We start from the raw sequence: 20670 nt of genomic DNA, 5'->3' as shown, positions 1-20670 counted from the left end.
AGACGGTGCGACATCTACGATTTATGGGAAAACGGATACGATTTTTAGATTTTGGCGTAGTGTAGAAAAAAAACGCCCCCATCATCTAACCCAGACGATGGGGACGTAGAAAGAAAATAAAATTTTAGACTACCTCTGTCTGAAATATTTATTAAAAGGTAGGAGCAGGTAATTCATCAATTTTTATACGAAGTAAACTATAAGGTTTTTGCCGCATGTCTTTTCCATAATGAAATCTTGCCTGCCGATGTAATTGGTTCACAATAACATATAAGTGTTGATCCGGACCAATAGAAAAAGTATCGGGCCATAAAATTCTCGGATCATGTGCGATGGTTTCCATTATTCCATTCGGCAATATCTTTCGAATACTATCGTTTTCATAGTCTCCAGCGTAAACATTTCCTTTTGCATCGGTTATTAATCCATCAGACGCACCTTTTTCTCCCCAATATTGCACGTGATAATGTAAATTGAAATCCGGTATCGTTCTGTCTCTTAGGGCTTCTGTAGAGATCGAATATAGATGACGACTGGTTAATGGACAAAAAAATAACATTTTTCCATCAGGGGAAATCGCTATACCATCTGAGGCCAATCGAAAGGGAGATGTCGAACCATCTGTATTTCGATTCATCAAAATTTCCCCCTCCACTTTCGGTAAAAAATACGGATCGGGTGAAGTTGAATTTGCTCCATTTAACCGTCTAAACGCATTTCCATTTTCTAAATTTACGACTATAATAGCGCCTGGACCTATGGAGGAAGAATCCGTTATATAGGCATAACCTGATTTACCAACGCGAAAATCAAATCGAACATCATTCAGATATGTTGTCGGCAAGACTACATCTTCTGCAAACGTATATACTTTTCTTATTGTATTTGTATTTAAATCTACAGCGACTAATTTTGCCCCTCCTTTAATAGGCTCAGAAAAATTTGGTGCTGCCGTATCCAGTACCCACAGGGTTCCCCTTCCATCTGCAATTACGCTTTGGACACTGATGAAGGACATGGTGATATTCGAAGGGTTTATCGTATTCGTTTCTAAATTAGGATAAGGCTGCAACCGACCCTCCACAATTTCCGCTACCGTAAATCTAACGTCATCTCCCCATTTCGGAAAGCAAATGAAGATACGCCCGGTTTCTGATAAACTAACGCCTGTAGGCATAGCCCCATAAAATGAATAAACGAGTTCTAACTTACCGAAATATTCTTCCATAGGTAACATAGGTTTTATGATATCCTCCCCAACATATTTGAACGGATATTACCTATATATGTTTAAAACTATTTCTAATGCCTGGCTCTTAATGATTCTTTTTCTAAAAGCGGATGTTGAAGTCGTCGCCAGCTTCCAACTAGCTGGCATCATGACGCATTGGGCTCCACTGCTTAATAATATCCGGATTCGATTAAGTTTTTTGAAAAAATATAATAAGGGACGATAAGCTCTGCTAGTCTACTACATTATTTTCACTAAACAGGGGACGCTATGAAGTAATACTCAGTTCCGCACGTTGCTCATCGGATCAGGTCGAACCATCTTGCGGTAATCCTTCGGCGACAAGCCCGTAGTTTGCTTGAACAACTTGGCAAAATAGTTTGGCAAGTCGTACCCGACGACGCCCGACACCTCGGTAATTTTCATATCCGTGTTGGCCAGCAGGCCCTTCGCTTTCTCCATCCGCAGTTCAATTAAATAATCAACAAAGCTGCGCCCTGTTTCTTTTTTAAACAAATGACTGAAGTATGTTGCATTCAAATGCACCTGCGAGGCCACCAATTGAAGCGGCAGCTGCTCCGCATAATGCTCCTCCATGTATCGAGCTGCCTTCCACACGACATTCTCGCTATATTTCTCCTGCCACGCGATAAAGCTACTCATGAAACGGTCCAATTCCATCCCCGTCCAATGTGATACCTCATCATTCGTGCTACAGGCGTGCAGCAACGCGATGCGCTCTGTCAATAACTGCGGGTCATACGCCAGCTCAAACTGCTTACGTGCTGTATCCTGTAAAGCAAAGCTGAACGACAAAGCCTCTACTTTCCCATTTTCTACGGACAATCCATAGATGTCCTTCATCAATTGGGCTAGATATAGCTTCATCGACTCGATTTGTCCAGCTAAAATAAACGCAATTGTCTGTGTGCTAATAAGCTGCTGCTGCGCACGATTCGTCGATAACTGTTTATCGACCTGTACATCGTTTTGGCCTTCTACCGCAACCATTGTGGAACCTAACTTCCTGCGCCCCGCCTCATATAGATCGGCAAGATCCTGTACACCAGATGCTGCCCCTGCACAATAGGAGGACATCTGTAAGCCAAGTAACCGTTCCACTGTTTCACAAGCCGCTTCACAAAGAAGCTTCTCCTCGAACGAATCCTGACAAAGCAAGGCAAACTGCCCATTTTCGATCAATAGCAATTTTCCATCGCTGTGATATATATCAAGCAATTCGCCGATCATATTTAGCACCGCAAACTGCAGCAACGGCATATCCCGCTTCATATACAGTTTGTGTGACGGCATAAAGTCCGTGATCTGGAATAAGATCAATTTGCACTCAGCTAAGCCCACTTCTAACTCCGCTGCTAATTCTGCCCGATAGGGGAAGCGCAACAAGAGCCCTCTCAGCGTGTTCTCCAGTAATAGGGCGTGCTCTGTTTCCGCTTTACGAAGATTCGCTTGCTTCTCCAACACACGGATCTCCGCTTTATCTAATGCATCATATATATCCTGTTTACCGCACGGTTTGATGAGCAGATCCAAGGCACCGTACCGCAATGCGGCCTGGGCATATTGGAAATCTTGAAATCCCGTAATGACAATGAACTCAATTTGTGGAAATTTAGCCTTACTTCGTTTGAGAAGCTCTAAGCCATCCATCAATGGCATCCGAATGTCCGTAATAACGAGGTCTGGCAGCCTCTCAGCTATGAGGATCTCTGCCTCCTGCCCGTTCTCTGCCTCACCGCAAACATGCCAGTTGGTTTCAGAGCCCGTAATCATTTTGGCAAGTCCTTTTCGAAATAAAGGCTCATCCTCAACTAATAAGATGTGGTTCATTGACCATTCCCCCTTCGAATGACTTCATCTGTTCACACGGTAAAATCAAACGCATTCGCGTGCCCTGCGGCAAGCGTTCGATTTCTAAGCGATAGGGATCGCCATAGACCAAGTAAATACGACGTACAACATTGCGAACACCAATACTCTCCCGTTCCCTCTGATGATCATACACCGACTGCTCTTCCGTCAGACGAACAAACGTCTCCTCATCGATGCCGCTCCCATTATCCTCGATTTCAATCTGTAAATCAGCGTCTTGGCGGAAAGCGCGAATCCATAACCGCTTGTTGTCCGGCTGATCACGAAACGCATGAACGAAGACATTCTCAACTAATGGCTGAAGGATAAGCCTCTGCATGCCACAAGCCAATAACTCTTCCTCTGCTTCAATGGAAACATGCAGCCCTTCACCATGCCGTGCCTCTTGGATTGTCATATAATTGCGAATTTGCGTAAGTTCTTCTTGCAAAGTACTTGGCGTAGATACCGATTCCAAAGAATACCGCAATAAATCAGATAAACTTGTTACTAATGAAGCCGTCTCCACATCGTCGTACAGCAGCATGATTTTCCAATAAATTGAATTCAGTGCGTTGTATAAAAAGTGCGGATTCAACTGTGCCTGCAGCGCTTTAAGCTCCGCTTCCTGTTCACTCAGCTTGCTGACGTACACTTCTTTGATCAACGATTGGATGTTCTCGACCATCCGATTGAAACTTTCCGCTAGAAATGCAAACTCATCATTCGACGTTTTGGGGATTTCAACCTCCAAATTACCTCTGCGCAATTGATGCATGGCAGACACTAGTCCATGTAAAGGCTTTAACATCCTGCCGCTGAAAATCGAGACACAGACTGCCATCAGCAGAACACTGACGAGACCAGAAATGACGGCGACCTGATAGACCATCCTGCCTTTTTCCTCAATATCCGCTAAGGAAATACCACTAACCAGCTTGAAAGAACGGGCATCGTAGATGCTTTTCACAAACAAATAATCCTCATTTTCATTCCGCTCGATAAATGACCGCTCCTGATTCTCCCATGCGGGAATAATCCCAGCCCTGCCCTGCGGCACTCGACTATACAGCAATTTATTGTATTGGTCGAAAATATACGCTCCCGTCGTCCTGCCAGCCATCAGCTTGTCTAGGGGACTTGTCAGAAAAGACTCATCAATAATCATAACCAGCGTCCCGTAAGCTGCTTGCTGCCTCGTCGATTTGAGCAAGCGGGTTGCAACCAGATTGCTTTTCTCCCCGGAAGGATCGGAGGAATCCGGAATATTTAATCGCTGCCACACGATCTCTGCTGAGGTCTGGTTCACACCCGTCTTCACCTTATTGTAAAAGTCAGGAAACGTAATCTGCATCGATGGGTTCGTATGACTGAAGTAGTAGTTATTCCCCTCCAAGTCCACGATGTATAACGCACGTATTTGCGGTGTTTCATTTTTCAAAGGCAACAAAATTTCCGATAATTCACGTTCCAGAATAAATCTGCGATACGCTTTGGTCTCACCCTCTGGCGGCTCCGCACGAATCCCTTGCACGATTTGCTCAACACGGGGGTGAAAAATAATAAAATCGGTAATCCGATACATATCTTGGATTTTATAACCAATTTGCTCCATCGTCTGCTCACTGGTCGTTAAATACTGCTTACTGATCTCACTCTCAAACAAACTCAAATAAATACGATACGAAATGTACCCCGTAATGAGGGAACACAGAATGATGATAATCGACAGTGTCAAAATTAATTTCACTTTAAAATGCTGATTAATGTACTGTAGCACTTGCCGATGCTTCATCTACAGATGGCCTCCTGAATTGTGCCAATTCATTCCACTGCTATACTACCTACTAGTGTAATACATCCCCTTCGGGCTGACATCTATTTATTATCGAAAAACGGATATGATCTTTAGGTGTACGAAAAAAACGAAAAAAACGCCCATGCGTATCGCATCGACGGTCGGTCAGTCTTATTAGAATTGACGGTATACAACAGATTCATAATCAAGTCGTTTTTTATCAAGTTCACGTTGTTCACGGTGTACCTGAAGCCAGGAACTGATACATACGACAACAATGCCAGCAAAGAGTAGAACCCCCAGCGCCTTCCACCAAAAACTGCCTGTGACAGATGGATTGACCCCCATGATCAAAATAAGGACTGGAAGAAACCACATTAGGTTTCCAATATATATCCGAATCACTTTTCGTTTTAACAAGCTTCTCTATCCCCTAAAATGGATTCGCGTTCCGTATATCTTTCGCAGCACCCTATCCCTTTAGGACCGTCAACTATTGCGCAGCAGCCGTCCAATTTATGGAAGTAAAAAGAACCAAATTAAATCGTATTATTCGGCGTATCCACGATATCAGGATCGACCGTATTCGTGCTCCCATTAAGCACATTCTGAACACTTCCAAAGCTATCCCCTGGCGAAAACGAGTTGGCTCCCGCAAAAATTTTGGAGCTGCTGGTCAGGTTAATTGCCAAAGTATCGCCAATCTGGACATTGGAACCCTGAGCGACATTGAGGATTTTGATTCCACCGTTAATAATTGCAGGCATGCTCCGGCCACTCCCTTCCAACTCTTAACCATTGTATGTGTTCAGGCGCCTATTGGTCACTTGTTGGTTGGATGGATAACCGTATGAGTATGAAGAAGAACAGGTCCTAATGAACCTGTTCTTCTTTCGTGGAACATTCATATTCGATGACAACCATCTGATGGCAGTCCAGCTTAGGTACTGTATAGAAAAGCGTCTGTTCTTCGTACGTAAAGGGGAGCTCTGTCATCTGCGGTGCCATATATACGTTCTTCACGTGATTGGAAGTTCGCACAGAAACCTGAACGTCAAACATAGGAACAATATCTTCGATGACTTCGATGTTTTTCCCTCGACGGATTGGGGTTGCGTACAGCAAGTGATTAACTAGACGATTCTCTTCTTTTTGGTCCTGCAGTGTGACGACGCCTTGTGCCGGAAGATTGGTTTGCAGCGTCTTGTCAGGGAGCAAACAATCCAACGCATGCAGGACCGCTTCCTTCAATATGAGGCTGCCTTTGGTCGCATAATCTTCAAATATGTTCCATGCGATATATACACCTCTTTCGCTTTCCACCATACCCGGTCCTCCATATACATAGCTGCTTGGCGTATGCTGGTGCGAACAGAACGTAAACAGATCGCGGTTAAAATAAGGGTTCTCACGGTGTGCAAGCTCGGTTCCGCCTGCGAGTTCGATTTTTTGTCCTTGTGAATAGAAAATGTAGGAGGCTTCTCTACAGCTTCCAAGATTGAACAGTGGGCGGAAATAGTCGGGGCGGTAGGGATTTATCCCTACATGCCGTACTCCGAGGTCGATTGTAAATCGGGTGCCCTCCAGATTAAGACAGGACCAGCCCGTCGCGAGAATTTTGCCACCCTGGAGTAAGAAATGCTCCAATTTGCTCTGAAGCTCATCCTCCATCGCTACATAATCCGGTAATATGAGCACCTTATAAGCTGTAAAATCATTCTCTTGATCAATGACATCGAACAGGAATTTGCCCTCAAGCAGCATACGCACAGCCCCTGCGTCGGAATCTGACGTGGTCACATTGGCCTTCGGATGCAAGCCGGTTGCTTCCAACGTTAGCAGCGCCACATCGGCAACATTCGTCGTCTTCACGCACCATGCCTCTTTGGCCTCGATCTCGCGATACGCCGCGCCAATCAGTGCATAGGTAGCTGCATCCATATAACCGTCAGGGTGCAGCTGATCGCCTATCGAACAACGGGCGCCATTGGCGATGCTGAGCGCAGTTTCGTAACGGAGTGCGTTCGGGTGCTTATAACCGCCGAATTCCCCCCAAGACGTATGGAATTTCCCCGTCATACCTAGAAAATCAACGCCAAGCGTTTGCGCGTACCTAGCCGATAGCGGGAAGTGGTCATATCCCCAACCACCCGTCGGCAGCGATTCCAGCTCCAAATGTGTGTTCATATCAATCAGATCGCGTCGACCTCGCGTAATGTGTCCGCCATTGTGGAAGATTGGCAGCCCTGGTTTGATCGATTGGACCGTTTCCTTCACCCTCGTCGCATAATTCGCGTAAGTTTTCTCCCATAACCTTTGCATAGCCTTCTCATCACGTGGATCCTTGCCTTCCTGGCGAACATTCTCTACACAGCTATGACAGTAGCACTTTCGTATGCCAATTATGTCTAAAAATAGGCCGTCCAAATCATATCGGGACACGACTTCCCGGATATGATCAATCAAGATTTCCAAATAGGGAGAGTTTAAGCAAAACTGGTGATAACCCGGCAGCATAAAGCCTTTGACCCAATTTGTTTGGTCGTTCGCATCACGGATAAGCCATTCCGGGTGTCGTCTTGCCAGTTTTTCATCCAAGCCAGCCGATAGGTATACGGGTGTTTTCACACCAATGTCATGTGCTGCCTCAATCATGGCTGCAAGCAAATCAAAGCTCAGCCCAGGATGAGTTTCATTCGCATCTGACGGATGGTAAGCCCAGCCGTGATGACATTTGGAGAAAATTGTAACGGAATCCACATGGCCAAGCTTAAGCATTTCCTGAAACTGTCCCTTATCAAAACGTTCTCCAATCGGCGCTATGGCTTCGGAGGTGTGAAAATCAAGATGCACCTGACGAAATCGCATGTGTTCTCTTCCTTTCTATTTCATACTTACACGATGTGCAACGCTTAATTGAACGGGTTCAGTGTATACAACAACATGACAGGACTAACCTGCATGTATACGTCTGGGCTAGCTGCCCAGCGTGAAGATATAAGCGATATACCGTCAATGGATGAGTATCACGACTTGGTATCTCTACGTTTTCCACATGCGCTGACAGCTCTAGCGGTTCAAATCGTAAAACGACGTTTCCCTTCTCTCCCGACCAGGTTACCTCGCCACCGCTGATATCAGGTTTATGGAAACTGATGAAATGCTCCGTTATGCTCCGTTCTGACTCTACAGTCCCCTCATTAAACACGAAATGATCTGTTAACGTTAACTCCGCGCTGGCCTCTTCTTGGCAAACCTTCCACTCGAAGGACCGGTGGAACAGATGGATTCGCGCCTCGGGTCTATAGGCATGCGTCAAATCCAGTTCAAACCTGACGGAGCCATGATCCATTTCGTTTCTCGTGACGATTGCCCTGTGTGTTTCACCAGCTGCCTGTTGTTCTCCATTGATAATAGGAACCGAATGCCCCCCCGAGGATGCGTGCAGGTGGTCATAGCGTTCTTTCCCGAAGTATTCTCGCGTGTACACCCCCATTCCGAGATCTGCCAACAGCGTATCGCCTGCGATATGGATCATAAAATGCCCGAGGTCATTATGGTTGTGAGGCTCGTTGTTATGACCTCCTTTGGCCGAAAAGGCAAGCAACCCCTTCGAGGTTTCGCGCTTATCCACCAGCCAATCTGTACTGGCAAAGTAAAAGGTCCCCTCCGCACCTGGAGCATGCAGCCATTGCGTCTCTGTCCACATCATGTTGCGGAAAGTGAACGGCCAGCGGTAGCAATGATCTTCATGAAACGAAGGCACACACGTCATTTTCGGCGGAGCGATGCCGAGTCTGCGGCACAAACGACTGATCAGTCCAGTAGCCGGTCTGAAGGTTGGCCTGCAATCCGAATAATTGATGCAGGAAGAATCGCTGAGTGAAACGGCTGCCGGGAATTCGGCAATTCTTTTGATCTTGTCCTGATTTAACAAATCTATCGTCCCGTTAGTAAACTCATAAAGCATCTCAACCCAATAAACAAAATAACCAAAACCATACCGCCAGTATCCGAGCCCCTCCGGACAGCAGCCGTCATTTCCATATCCCGCAAGGAAGCTTTCCATGGCGCTCACTACCCTATCCTGCATACCTGCGAGCCGCTCCCGGTCATCGATCAGCAACAGCGCCGCCATACCGACAGCACCGCTGCATACGGCCGACCAATTGTTCGTCTTTGAAGTCCAAATGAAATGATGAGCACTTTCAAACACGGGCTGGAACACACGATGCTCAATTTCTTGCTTCACCCGGATCGTCACCCAGTCATTCAAGCGATTCCCGACGAGATACAGCACTTCTGCCAAAGCATGCGCCGTTTCAGCGGCGAACAAGTCCACATAGCGGTTCGGAGGAACATGCGCCGTGGGCACTTTCTCTATCGTATCTGGTAGATGCGCCGGTACAGCCCAAGCATATTCATTACAAATTTCCCAGATTAGATTTTCCAATGTCATCTTATACGTATCACTATTATCAAGTGCCATCGTCAAGGCAAGAGCAAGCAAGCGTCCTCTTCGCTCAAAATACGGTTTTTCGAATTCCTTACGAGTTCCTGATGAATGAAATGCCTGGAAATCCGCAAATGACAGGAGAGGAACAGGCTCACGCCTGGCCCTCTCCGCTTCCTCATGTATTTCCTTCAACAATCCTGCTAAGTGCGGAGCTTCCAACAATTCCTTTCTTTTCGCCGGTGTCCAAGCCCCGCCTATCAGCGTTGTTGGCCTTTCTTGCACGGCTAATATCGCTTCTCTTAACTGATGGAACGAAATCATGTTGTTCTCCTTCTTGGCTTAACGTCTACTGCAAGACACTCGCAACCCTGAGGAGTATTTGCGCAGCAACTGATGTGATATGCTTGCCACTTTGTGCTTCTACTTCGTGAAGAAATGCATTCAACTTGCTATGCTGCAGCTTTTCTACCAGACTGTTCGCGATTCCCTTATTATCAATCCATGACATGGCTGTAAACTTAGTAATTAGCGACTGCAGCGATTGGATGTCAGCATAGGTTTGGAACGTGACAGTAACACTCCGTTCGTTCCCTACTGTATCAACCCCCTTCACGAGAAGCGCATGCATCCCAAGAGGGAGCGTATACAGTGGAATCTGATTCCCTTCATAGACTTGCTGATCGTCAAGCCATAACTTCGTCTTGGACTGATCTACACCAGACAAGGAATCGGTAAGCGTAAATTGAGGTATTAGCACTTCACTGGCACTCAACGCCTGATTCGCGCTTGGCGTAGAAACGGTGATAACCGGAGCCGACATATCTAGCTGAACACTTACCGTTTGAACGGCCTCCTCGTTCCCTGCTTGATCGGTAGAACGATAAGAAATAGCGTGGATGCCATCCGTATTGATTACAATCGGAGTCAGATAGGGCTGCCAAGTCGCTCCTCCATTTTCACTATACACAGTACTCGTCACGCCAGAAGTCGCGTCAGACGCTGACAGTGTCAGGGTAACCGGATGGACGTACCATTCATTCGGTCCATCCGGCTGCGCCGGTGACAGCACAGACGTTGTAATTGGCGCTGCCTGGTCAAGATGAAGCGTGATCGCCTTCGCTGTCTCCATATTTGCTGCCAGATCGGTTGAACGGTATCGGAAGTCAATCGCTCCGTTATCCTGGTCGAGCGTAAGTGGCGATGCATACACGCTCCAATTCGCTCCGCCGTCCAGACTGTAGTTCGTTTGTGACAAAGTGGACGATCCTTCGCCTCGACCCAACTGAATCGTAATCGGATGCACGAACCAGTTATTGGCTCCATCTGGCTGAGTAGGAGCGATAGTTGCTTCCGTGATCGGTTTGCGAAGCTGCGTGACCACGATGTCGTCAAACTGCAGATTATCGAAACCGCCTGCATAGAACCCAATCGTTCCAGTCAAATTGTGCGCTGGATCGGAAGCTTTTAACTTGAGCACCCCATTGACGAATAGAGAGATATTCGCGCCGTTCACGATCAGCTCAAGGGTATACTCCGTATTAGGAGCCAAATCCTCATAGTTCAAATTGGACTGTTTCACAGTCGCCCATGAACCGTTATAAAGAATCCATTGCGACGCTCCGTCCACCGTCTTCCGGTACCCGATTCGGTCGCCGCTGCCGGAAACCAAGCGATCAAATATATAAAACGTCGCTGCGCTCGGGATCGTGGCCGGTGTCTTCAGTTTGAACGTCAGATCGTAGTTCGTGAACGAACGCGGAGATGTGGCAGACGCCCCTTTCAAAAGCCGATACTTATGGTCGCCATTCACGGTTATAATGCTACGATTCGGATCCACTGGCCAGCCGCCTCCGCCGGATTCAAAATCCGTCTTCAGCAGAATATCCGACACGATGATGTGACTTGTCGCTGACGCTTCAGGCGTCTCGACCGACGTCACGGTAATGTCCGTCTCACCAGATCCGACGGCGGTAACCAAGCCGTTTGCATCAACAACGGCTACGTCTGGATTGCTCGATGTCCATATAACATCGTGATTAACGCTATCTGAAGGATCAAAGCTCACTTGTAGATTCAGCTGTTCATCCGCTCCGATATTCGCGCTGGTTCGATTCAGCAGCAACCCAGCAACCTTCGTGTTTGGCACCGACAGCTTGATGTCGTCGAACAATAGATAATCAAAGCCGCCTGCATAAAAGCCGACCGTACCGGATGGATTATACGTCGCATCCGTCGCCTTCAGCTTCAGCACGCCACCCACATAGAGGCTGATGTCAGCACCTTTTACAAGCAACTTGACGCTATACTCGGTATCCGGTGCCAAATCTGAGTATGGCAGGTTCACTTCCTTAACGGTCCCCCAGGCCTTATTATAGAGAAGCCATTTGGACGTACCGTCCTCAAGCTTGCGGTAACCGATGCGTCCCCCTCCGTTTGAACCTAGCCTGTCGAAGAAATAAATCGTGCCTAGGCTTGGCATAGTTGGCGGCGTCTGCATCTTGAATGTCAGTTCGTAATTGGTATATTCGTTCGGCGAAACTGCCGTTGCGCCTTTCAGCACTTTATACTTATGATTGCCAGCCATATCTATGACGGACCGATTCGGATCCACTGGCCAGCTATTTCGCCCCGTCTCAAAATCGGTATATTCATAAATACCGTCTCCGATCTCGACGTTAATCATGACTTCATCTTGAAGCAGCGGGTTTTCTGCTGAAGTGACTGTGATGACTGCTTGGCCGATAGCCGCCCCCTTCATCGTTCCTTTGCTGTCCACTTTGACAACACTCGGATCGCTGGACGTAAATAACAGCTTTGGATTCGTGGCGTTCCAAGGTAACACGGCCGTGTGCAGCTCATATGCTTTGCCAATTCCAATCGTCACGTTTGCATCATAGGCACGAACACCTTGTACTGGAATGGTATCTGGCGCCAGATACGGTCCCGCTTTGCCAATAATCCCTATGTCGTCAAAAGGAATCGGATGGAAGCCGGGTATTTGCTGGAAAACTGCAGCATCGTTTTTTAGATTGAGATCGCCAGCCGCCAGATTTACAAAACCAGGATCGCTGTTCGTCACCCAGTTATTCGCATACTGCAGCAGATTAAACTTATCGTAAGCCCCTTGCGCATTAGTAATACTGCTGCGTGCCCTGGTAGGGTTATAGATCACATTATTCTCTAAGGTGTTCGTGGTCGGATAATACCGATTCTCCGTAAAGAAGTCCGCGAGCTCCGGATATTTGACCAAATACGGCGTCCCTACAAAATTGTTATTTTGGGCAAACAACGTCTGCCATTTCGGCATGTAGTTCTTCGGGATCTGCTTATCTGGTGCGTCACCTAGATAGATGTCGGCATAATCATAAGGTACTTCACTATCGATAAACAGATTATTCCGAGTCTTGATGTGCGCCCCACCGTTATTTTTAATTGCGGAATTGCCCATTTTGTAGAAAATATTATCTTCAATCGTCAGCCCCATCGTGAAATTGTCGGGATAAACGCCTTCTACCCCAGCTTTGGATTCACCAATATTGTGGAAATAATTTCCCCGAATGACGGTCCCTCGCTGTTGCGGTGTCTCGCCTGCATTCATATAGATGGCTCCGAGGTCGGAGAACATTTTACATACATCATAAATGTTATTGGAATCCACTAAGTGGTCGTTGCCAAAGATTAGAATACCGGGATGCGGCGCATCGTGAATTTCGTTGTGCGACACACGGTTGCCAACTCCGGTCAGAATGACGCTGGGATTGTACGCCTTGTGATAATAAGCAAAATCATGGATATGAGAATTTTCCACATAGTTGTTACCCGGCTCCAGCGTGACACGGCTGCCTCCGTTCAAAGTGACCGCTGTCCCGCCGATATGATGGATGTGACTGTTTGTTATTCCGTGATTCACCCCCGTCGCTGTCGCAAAATCATTGTATAACCACCGGCTTGGCGTATTAATCTGCACACCGCCGTTTGTAAAGTTACGGATTTCACAATGGGATAGCAGCACATGATCACCACCCATAATCACCACAGCCGAATCGCGACCATTCTCCAAAGTCAGATCCTCGAACGTAACATAGGATGCCCCTACCGAATTAATCATCGGTGTTTTCAGCATCGTAACGGTTATCTCGGGATGCTCATCTTCAAACGATGCTGTCGGCATGAAGTACAAGACCCCCTGCGTACGGTCAATGTAGTATTCGCCGGGCATATCGATCTCCTCGAGCAAATTTTGCGCGAAATGGAAATCCGGATACCAGTTCTTGAACAAGCCGCTCATTTCGCCATATCGCAATGTAATCTGCTTATTTAATGTATCAATCGAAGCGATTTTGTTATACGACCATTCCCAGCTGTAACCGAAGATACCATCCAGCCAAATGTCGTCGGCATTCGTCCAGTATTGCGGCCTGTCGTACGTGTAACTGAACGTCCCTCCTCGATCCTGCAGATCAGAATCCTTACGTGTCGGACCCGCATCAATAATGTCACCCATTTGCACCGTACCGCTATTCGGCCAGCGCGCAAGTGTCATACCTTCACCTGCCACGTACAGCTCCATCGGTGGAACCTGACTGACATCGTTCGCCTTATAGTAACCGTGTCGGCTCATCACGCCGTAATCCGAAATGCCGTGACTACTCAGATCAACCTGCAGTACTTTGGTACGGGCGTCAGCACTAATGATCCGCTGCAGAATCGCCGGGTTGGTAACTTGCGTAAACCAACTCTTGTCGAGCGATTGACCACCGGACAGACTTACCTTCTCGTTCGGATAAGCTTTGTACGTGATCGGACTGTCAGCCGTACCGGAGTCCTGCTGCTCGATCTGAAAGCTGGATGTTCGATTATACGTGCCGCCCCGCAAATAAACGGTCACACCGCCATCCGGCAAGCCGGAAGTGCTCTTCAACTGACGAACTGCATCTCGAGCCTTTTCTAGTGTTTGAAAAGGTTCATCGATTCCGCCCCCATTGGAATCGCTTCCATCTGTGGCCACATAGAAGGCCGTTTCCGGTAATCCGGATTCGGCCTGAACGGCAGGTAAAACGAACAGATTCAACATCATGGCAGTGATCGCGAGAATAATTGCTTTTTTTCTAAGCATATCTCTACATCCCTTCACAAAATAAATTTTACTTGTCACTGGAGAGACGTATTCAGGACTGCGCTATCCTTTCACCGAACCAATCATTGTACCTTTCTCGAAATAACGAAGCAGGAAAGGATACATCACCAACACTGGAAGGGCGGATACGATTACCGCTGCCATCTTCAAACTCTCAGGCGCAGGCGGAATTTCATTCACAGCCGTCGTAAACGGATCGAGCCTGTTCTCAATCAGAATTTGCCGAACAATCTGCTGCAACACGAATTTGGATTGATCGGTCACATACAGCAAATTGTCCATAAAGGCATTAATGTGATACACAAGCGACCAGAGGCCGATCGTTACCAAAACGGGAACCGAGAGCGGTAAAATGATGCGAGTGAGAATACGCAGATCGCGAGCTCCGTCAATCCGCGCAGCCTCAATCAACGCATCTGGAATCGAGCGAAAGAATGAAATCATGACCAGCACTTGGAACGCGTTTGCCGCATGCGGCAGCACGTAGACCCACCGCGTATTCAACAGATGCAACTCTTTTATAAGCAGATAGTTCGGCACAATCCCACCATCGAAGATCATTGTAAATAGCAGGAGTAACACGAGAACCCGCTTCCATGGCATTTCATTGCGAGACAGCGGGTAGGCTGCGCATACGGTAACGATCAGTGTAAGTGCTGTGCCGACGACCATACGGAACAGCGTATTGCTATACCCTTTCCAGATGAACGGATAGGTCAGCAATTCCTTGTAGGGCGTCAAGGTCAGATCCCTTGGAAACCAGTGAAACCCATTGCGGAGCGCTTCTCCCCTTCCGCTTAGCGAAACCGACAGCACGTGAATAAACGGGTAGACGACAATAATGGCGAGTGCGCCAAGTACGATATAAATCAAGCTGACGCTCAATCGATCCTGCCAGTTTCTAATTTTCATGTTGCAAATCCTCCTACCATAAGCCGCTCTCTCCCTTACTTAGCTTGCGCACAGTGAAGTTAGCCCCTAGAATCAGCAGCAAACCTACCAGCGACTTAAACAAGCCGATCGCAGCCGTATAACTGTATTGAAATTGCTGTAGTCCCACGCGATAGACGTAAGTGTCAATCACATCTCCTGTTTCAAAGGTGACGGGATTAAGCAAGTTGATAATTTGTTCAAAGTTCGCGCTCAAGAAGCCGCCTAGGCTGAGAATGAACATAATGGCTATGGTTGGCATAATCGATGGAATATTAATATGATACAAACGTTGCCAGCGATTCGCCCCATCGATCGTCGCCGATTCGTGCAGTTCCGGATTAATGCCTGACAGCGCAGCAAAATAAATAATCGAACCCCAGCCGATATCCTTCAAGATGGCAGAGCCAACCACAATGGAGCGGAAATATTCCTTATTACCCATATAAAATACCGGTTTCCCTCCAAACCAGCTGACGATCTCAGCCACAATACCCGTGGTTGGCGACAGGAAATAAATGACCAGACCTGACATGATGACCCACGAAACGAAATGCGGCAGATACATCGTCATCTGCACGAAGCGCTGAAAAAAGCGGGATCTGATTTCATTCAGCAGAAGTGCTAGCACGATCGGTGCTGGAAAGGCGAACAGCAGCAAATACAGATTCAGCAGCAATGTATTACTCAGTAAGCGGTAGAAATCGGCCGAATGAAATAGCGCCTCGAAATGCTTAAAGCCCACCCAAGGACTGCCCCATATCCCGTCGATTACGCGAAAATCCTTAAAAGCAATCAGTACCCCGTAGATCGGGCCATATTTGAATACGAGAAAAAAGGCAAAAGCAAACAGATAGAGCGCAAATAGCTCCCTATTCTTCAAGATCGTCTTCATGTCATGTGCACTTCCTCAGGGCCAGTTGCGACTCCTCCCCGGCAGCGACAAATGGCTTGCGGCCGAGGACTCGGATTCGCTTCTCAAGCTGATTATTTTTTAAACTGCTTCTGGTACATATCGTTGGCTTCCTTGGTCAGCTCGTCTCCGCCCTTCGCTTTCCACTCCGCCACATACTTATCGAAATCGCTAAGCGGCAATTCTCCGCTGATGATTTGAGCAAAATATTTTTGCGTCAGCGCCGTCAAATCCTTCTTATACTTGCCATCTGACGGAAGCGCAGCGAACAGCAGCGCATCGGTCTGGTTCGGTGCGGAAGAATACGTACGAACTGCTTCGTTCAGCTGTGGATTCGAATATTTATCCCGATAGGTCCGAGTCGTGATATTGCCGAGTGAGAACAATCGGATACCAACGGCATCACGTTGTTCCTGCTTTTCGAAGCCCGTTAAAGTTTTCGTCGCGCCAGAAGTCGCTCCGCTGGCTACAAAATCCCATTGCGTTCCTTTTACACCTAAGCTCGTCATATTGATCGTTTCTTCGTCACTGCTCTCTGCTCGCAAAATTTCAAAGATTTTGCTTAACTTAGCTGGGTCATTCTTCACCTTATTGCCAAGCACAATGTAATTACTTTTTACTCCCCAATCCCAGCTTCCGCTGCCGCCAGGTCCTTTCGGATTCTTACCCAGTTGGAGCTTAGCATTCGGATTGATGTCCTTCATAGCTACAATTGTCGCACCATCAGCAAGCGCTGCTTTACCGACTTGCTCTTCGATCACGCCGATCCGATTGTTATATAGCTTCTTGCGGTACGAATCTTGTGTATCCGTAATATATTCCGGATCGATCACGCCGTCAGCATACCATTTACGCAGCTTCTCAAGCGCATTCTTCGCCTCCGGCATGACGGAGCCGTTCATAATCTGACCTTGCTTTTCGTGCCACATGGTTGGTTGAACGCCATAAGCGCCAAATATGGAGTAGAAGCCCGTCGACCACGTCGACGTTGCCGTACCAGTCAAACCGTATGTGTCGTTCTTGCCGTTTCCGTCCGGATCCTTCTTGGCGAACGCATAAGCAGCCTGCTCGAATTCATCTAGGGTCTCTGGGAGCTTAGTGATACCGACTTTATCGAGCCAATCTTTGCGCCACAACATGGTAAGATCATACGGTTTCAAATCGATAAACATAGGAACCGCCCAGAGCTTGTTACTAAACGTTACCGTCTGGAACAGCGCTTTCGACTGCTCAACATCTTTATAGTATTCGGGCATTTTCTCTTTCACCATATTGGGATCCAGGTCCATCAGGACACCTTGCGCTTGGTAGGCAGCTACATTCGATGGATCACCAAGCATGAACACATCCGGTACGTCACCGGAAGCGATACTGGCGTCGGTCACTTTAACCGGTTTGATTTTGATATTGAATTTCTGTTCAAGCCATTTCTGCACAGGCGTATCGGCAACGACCGCCGGCGCTTGGAATTGAATACCCCATGTAATTTCAATCGGTTTTGCAGCACTACTCGGTTGACTCGACTCAGCAACTGTTTTCTTGTCTGCGGAACACCCGCTAAGTACGCTTGCAGCCATACTGGCTGCTAAGACGGTGAGTGTGACTGGTTTCATTTTATAGATAGGCACAATAATCTCCCCCTGCTTCACATCATGAATTCCGTTCCTTAACTCGCTCTACCCCGGCCGGGAATTGGGAACGGTTACATCCTTTACGATATCTGGTGGCACACAACTACACAATCATCTCATTCGATTTTTGTTATGTTTTTCCTTTCCGTGGCTGTTTGTATAGCATTATGTTATCCGATTTTTCGTATGTTTTTCGCCTCTCGCCTTCCCCTTATTTCATTCTGTGCTATAATTTGCTTGGTGCTGAGTAATACATCCACCTGATATTGAAAACGCTAACACTACGAAAGGAGGGTCTGGATGCCTAGTCTTCAATTGATTCGCAACCGATCTCTCTTCGTCAAGCTACTGTTATCCATGACGGCGATCGTCATCGTCACTGTCATCCTCATTTCTTCGGTTACCTACACAATTTCTGCCGATACGAGCATTCAGAATTCGATTGAATATAATCAATCCATCATGGAGCAGCAGCGCGAACTGATTCATAAAGAACTAAATGCGATACAGAATATCGCCTCCAGCATGGTCATGACCCAATCTTACCTGTATCACAAAATAAACGATAAACTAAGTGTGTCTTCCCTCATTGACTTGACACGATTTCTGGAGGAGCAGCAGAAACTGAGTCCTTATATCGACTCCATTTATCTCGTATACAATAAACTAGATCTCATTCTGACCTCACGTTCCGATATGAAAATGTCCCCTTTATCTTCCTTCACCGACCGTTCTTGGCTGACGGCAATGAGTGAAGACACCGCGAACCGGACCGTGTGGCTTACCAATCGTCCTGGCAATACGGTAAAAGGGACACTTGCCACCAGTTTAATGCAGAAAATGCCGCTCATTGGTCCAGTTGATGGGGCCATTGTGATCAATTTGAAGCTCGACCTGCTCTTTAAAGAATATTTGAGCCATTACCATAATAAGAAGGGGCTGACGCTTGTCCTCGGATCACAAGGCGAGCCTCTCTATAGTGAAACAGAAGAAGCGGCAGCCCTAATCGGGAAGTTTGATCAGAGCGTGCTGTCCGCTCCGGGAAGCGGCTCATACGTCGACGATCGACGGTGGATCGTGACCTACACCACGTCTAATGTGACAGGCTGGAAGTTTGTCAATTTGACCAAGCGATCCGTCCTGCTTGAGGGCTTGAGCCGGATTAAACTGATCGTAGCTGCCGTTTCCGTTCTTTACGTCACTGTTGCCATTTTGCTGCTGTTTTATATCTCACAAAGACTATATCGACCGCTCAAAAGCGTTCTCACCTATATTAGTGGGGGAGAAAGAGCAAGCTCAGAAACCTCCCTGGCGGCCGCCGACGAAGCGAGCTTCATTCAGCAGGCATTCGAACGGCTTCGTCATAGCCGGGAAACCATCCTTAGCGAGAAGGAACGAGTAGAAACGTTGCTTGGCGACAACCGTTCAGCGATTAAGGAGAAATATTTGAGTGATCTCATTAAGGGGCGGGCGATTTCTCAGCAGAGCGGTGGGCAGGAGAAGGATGCAGCGGAGCTTTTGGGACTTAAACTGGATTTCGAACGATTTGCCCTCCTGACAATCGAGTTGGAGGAACAATCCCTACTGAATGATTCAACTGGCAATCTCCATTTCCATCTATTTCAATATGGCTTAATTGAAGAGCTTGGACCCGAAATCAACGGTGAAATCTTCGCTAGGGATGATGAACGCACCATCATCATCATTGTTGCAGTGCCTGCCAACCAGGATGATTTTCCAATTGAGCTTGCGAGAAAACTACAACGAAATATGGAGAGCCGCTACAACATACTTGCAACGATCGGCCTGAGCCGCATCCATACGGGTGTGTTTTCGGCACAAACTGCCTACGAAGAATCGGTCGAAGCTCTCAGCCTGAAAATGTATGTCGGCAAAGGCGAAATCGTGCCCTATACGATCGTTAGCTCTTGGAAGCAGGATGAAGAGACCTATTTTTACCCATACGAGCTAGAGACAAAGCTGCTTCAGGCGCTGCTTCAGCTGAACGAAGAGGAATGTGCGGAGACGATTAGCCGTATCACGAAAGAGGTGACCGCCCGCAGACTGGGGAAAGCCAACGTGCAGCAGCTCTTTTTTCAAATAAGCGGAGAGATTGTAAAGACGCTGGTGCAAACCGGCGGAGATATGACCGCTGTACTCGGTGACCGACCGTTCGTGCTGTCCGGTATTCAGACGCTTCGTGATATGGAAGCACGCTTGATGGAGATGTGCACCCAAATCATTGCGCACAATCGAGAGAAGCGGTTGAAGCTCAATGATATGACCTTGCAGCTTGCTACCGAATTTATGGAGAAGAACTATAATAACAACATTACAATCGAGACGGTTGCCGGTCACGTGCAGCGAAGCACGTCCTTTTTGAGCCGTATCTTCAAGGAAACTACGGGTACAACAATCAACGACCATTTGATTCATTTGCGAATCAAACGAGCTTGTGAGCTGCTGCGGCAGCCAAAATATTCACTGGAGGACATCTGCCGTGAAATCGGCTATGCCAACGTCAGCTACTTCAGCAAGCTGTTCAAATCCCGCATGGGGAGTACGCCTGGACAATATCGGCTACTGCAAACGGTAGATCAGAACCCGGTGGGAGGCTTGGAACAATCGGAGTAGTAATGCTAAGATTTGTGTATTCTGGACCTAAAAATTAAACAGCGACAGGCAAGGACTTGAAAATAGTT

Annotated in this window: 12 protein-coding genes; 1 reads left to right on the top strand and 11 read right to left on the bottom strand. The window is 47.4% G+C overall.

Annotated features, from left to right (window positions below; translation table 11 throughout):
- Positions 1 to 151: 151 nt before the first annotated feature.
- From L6I86_RS29170 to L6I86_RS29120, 11 genes are all read right to left on the bottom strand, one after another.
- Positions 152 to 1237 (bottom strand): major royal jelly family protein, encoded by a 1086-nt coding sequence (locus tag L6I86_RS29170; RefSeq protein ID WP_236291958.1) that lies wholly within the window; start codon positions 1235 to 1237, stop codon positions 152 to 154.
- 276 nt (positions 1238 to 1513) lie between these two features.
- Positions 1514 to 3082 (bottom strand): response regulator, encoded by a 1569-nt coding sequence (locus L6I86_RS29165; RefSeq protein WP_236291957.1) that lies wholly within the window; start codon positions 3080 to 3082, stop codon positions 1514 to 1516.
- Positions 3060 to 4898 (bottom strand): cache domain-containing sensor histidine kinase, encoded by a 1839-nt coding sequence (locus tag L6I86_RS29160; RefSeq protein ID WP_236291956.1) that lies wholly within the window; start codon positions 4896 to 4898, stop codon positions 3060 to 3062. Before L6I86_RS29160 ends, L6I86_RS29165 begins: the two co-directional genes overlap by 23 nt.
- 177 nt (positions 4899 to 5075) lie before the next feature.
- Positions 5076 to 5321 carry a hypothetical protein gene (locus tag L6I86_RS29155; RefSeq protein WP_236291955.1) on the bottom strand — a complete coding sequence of 82 codons (246 nt, stop codon included), beginning with the start codon at positions 5319 to 5321 and terminating at the stop codon, positions 5076 to 5078.
- Between the two features lie 119 nt (positions 5322 to 5440).
- A complete protein-coding gene (locus L6I86_RS29150) occupies positions 5441 to 5668 on the bottom strand; it encodes a spore germination protein (protein WP_056609235.1) in 228 nt (75 codons plus the stop codon).
- 106 nt (positions 5669 to 5774) lie between these two features.
- Positions 5775 to 7769, bottom strand: a complete 1995-nt coding sequence (locus L6I86_RS29145) for a beta-galactosidase trimerization domain-containing protein (protein ID WP_236291954.1) — start codon at positions 7767 to 7769, stop codon at positions 5775 to 5777.
- Positions 7770 to 7827: 58 nt separating this feature from the next.
- The gene (locus L6I86_RS29140; protein ID WP_236291953.1) at positions 7828 to 9678 is read right to left on the bottom strand and encodes a heparinase II/III family protein; all 1851 of its coding nucleotides are present in this window, start codon (positions 9676 to 9678) and stop codon (positions 7828 to 7830) included.
- Between the two features lie 25 nt (positions 9679 to 9703).
- Entirely contained in the window at positions 9704 to 14473 is a 4770-nt protein-coding gene (locus L6I86_RS29135) for an OmpL47-type beta-barrel domain-containing protein (protein WP_236291952.1), read from the bottom strand.
- 63 nt (positions 14474 to 14536) lie between these two features.
- The gene (locus L6I86_RS29130; protein ID WP_236291951.1) at positions 14537 to 15406 is read right to left on the bottom strand and encodes a carbohydrate ABC transporter permease; all 870 of its coding nucleotides are present in this window, start codon (positions 15404 to 15406) and stop codon (positions 14537 to 14539) included.
- A 13-nt stretch (positions 15407 to 15419) separates the two neighbouring features.
- Positions 15420 to 16319, bottom strand: a complete 900-nt coding sequence (locus L6I86_RS29125) for an ABC transporter permease (protein ID WP_236291950.1) — start codon at positions 16317 to 16319, stop codon at positions 15420 to 15422.
- A 92-nt stretch (positions 16320 to 16411) separates the two neighbouring features.
- The gene (locus L6I86_RS29120; RefSeq protein WP_236291949.1) at positions 16412 to 17965 is read right to left on the bottom strand and encodes an extracellular solute-binding protein; all 1554 of its coding nucleotides are present in this window, start codon (positions 17963 to 17965) and stop codon (positions 16412 to 16414) included.
- Between the two features lie 303 nt (positions 17966 to 18268).
- Between L6I86_RS29120 and L6I86_RS29115 the strand changes: the two genes are divergently transcribed.
- Complete coding sequence (locus L6I86_RS29115; RefSeq protein ID WP_236291948.1) at positions 18269 to 20602, top strand: helix-turn-helix domain-containing protein; 2334 nt, start codon at positions 18269 to 18271, stop codon at positions 20600 to 20602.
- Positions 20603 to 20670 lie beyond the last annotated feature (68 nt).

The sequence above is a fragment of the Paenibacillus allorhizoplanae genome, from assembly GCF_927798215.1.
GTDB lineage: Bacteria > Bacillota > Bacilli > Paenibacillales > NBRC-103111 > Paenibacillus_E > Paenibacillus_E allorhizoplanae.
Note: the sequence above shows the minus strand (reverse complement) of the source record. Positions and strands in the feature narration are given on the sequence as shown.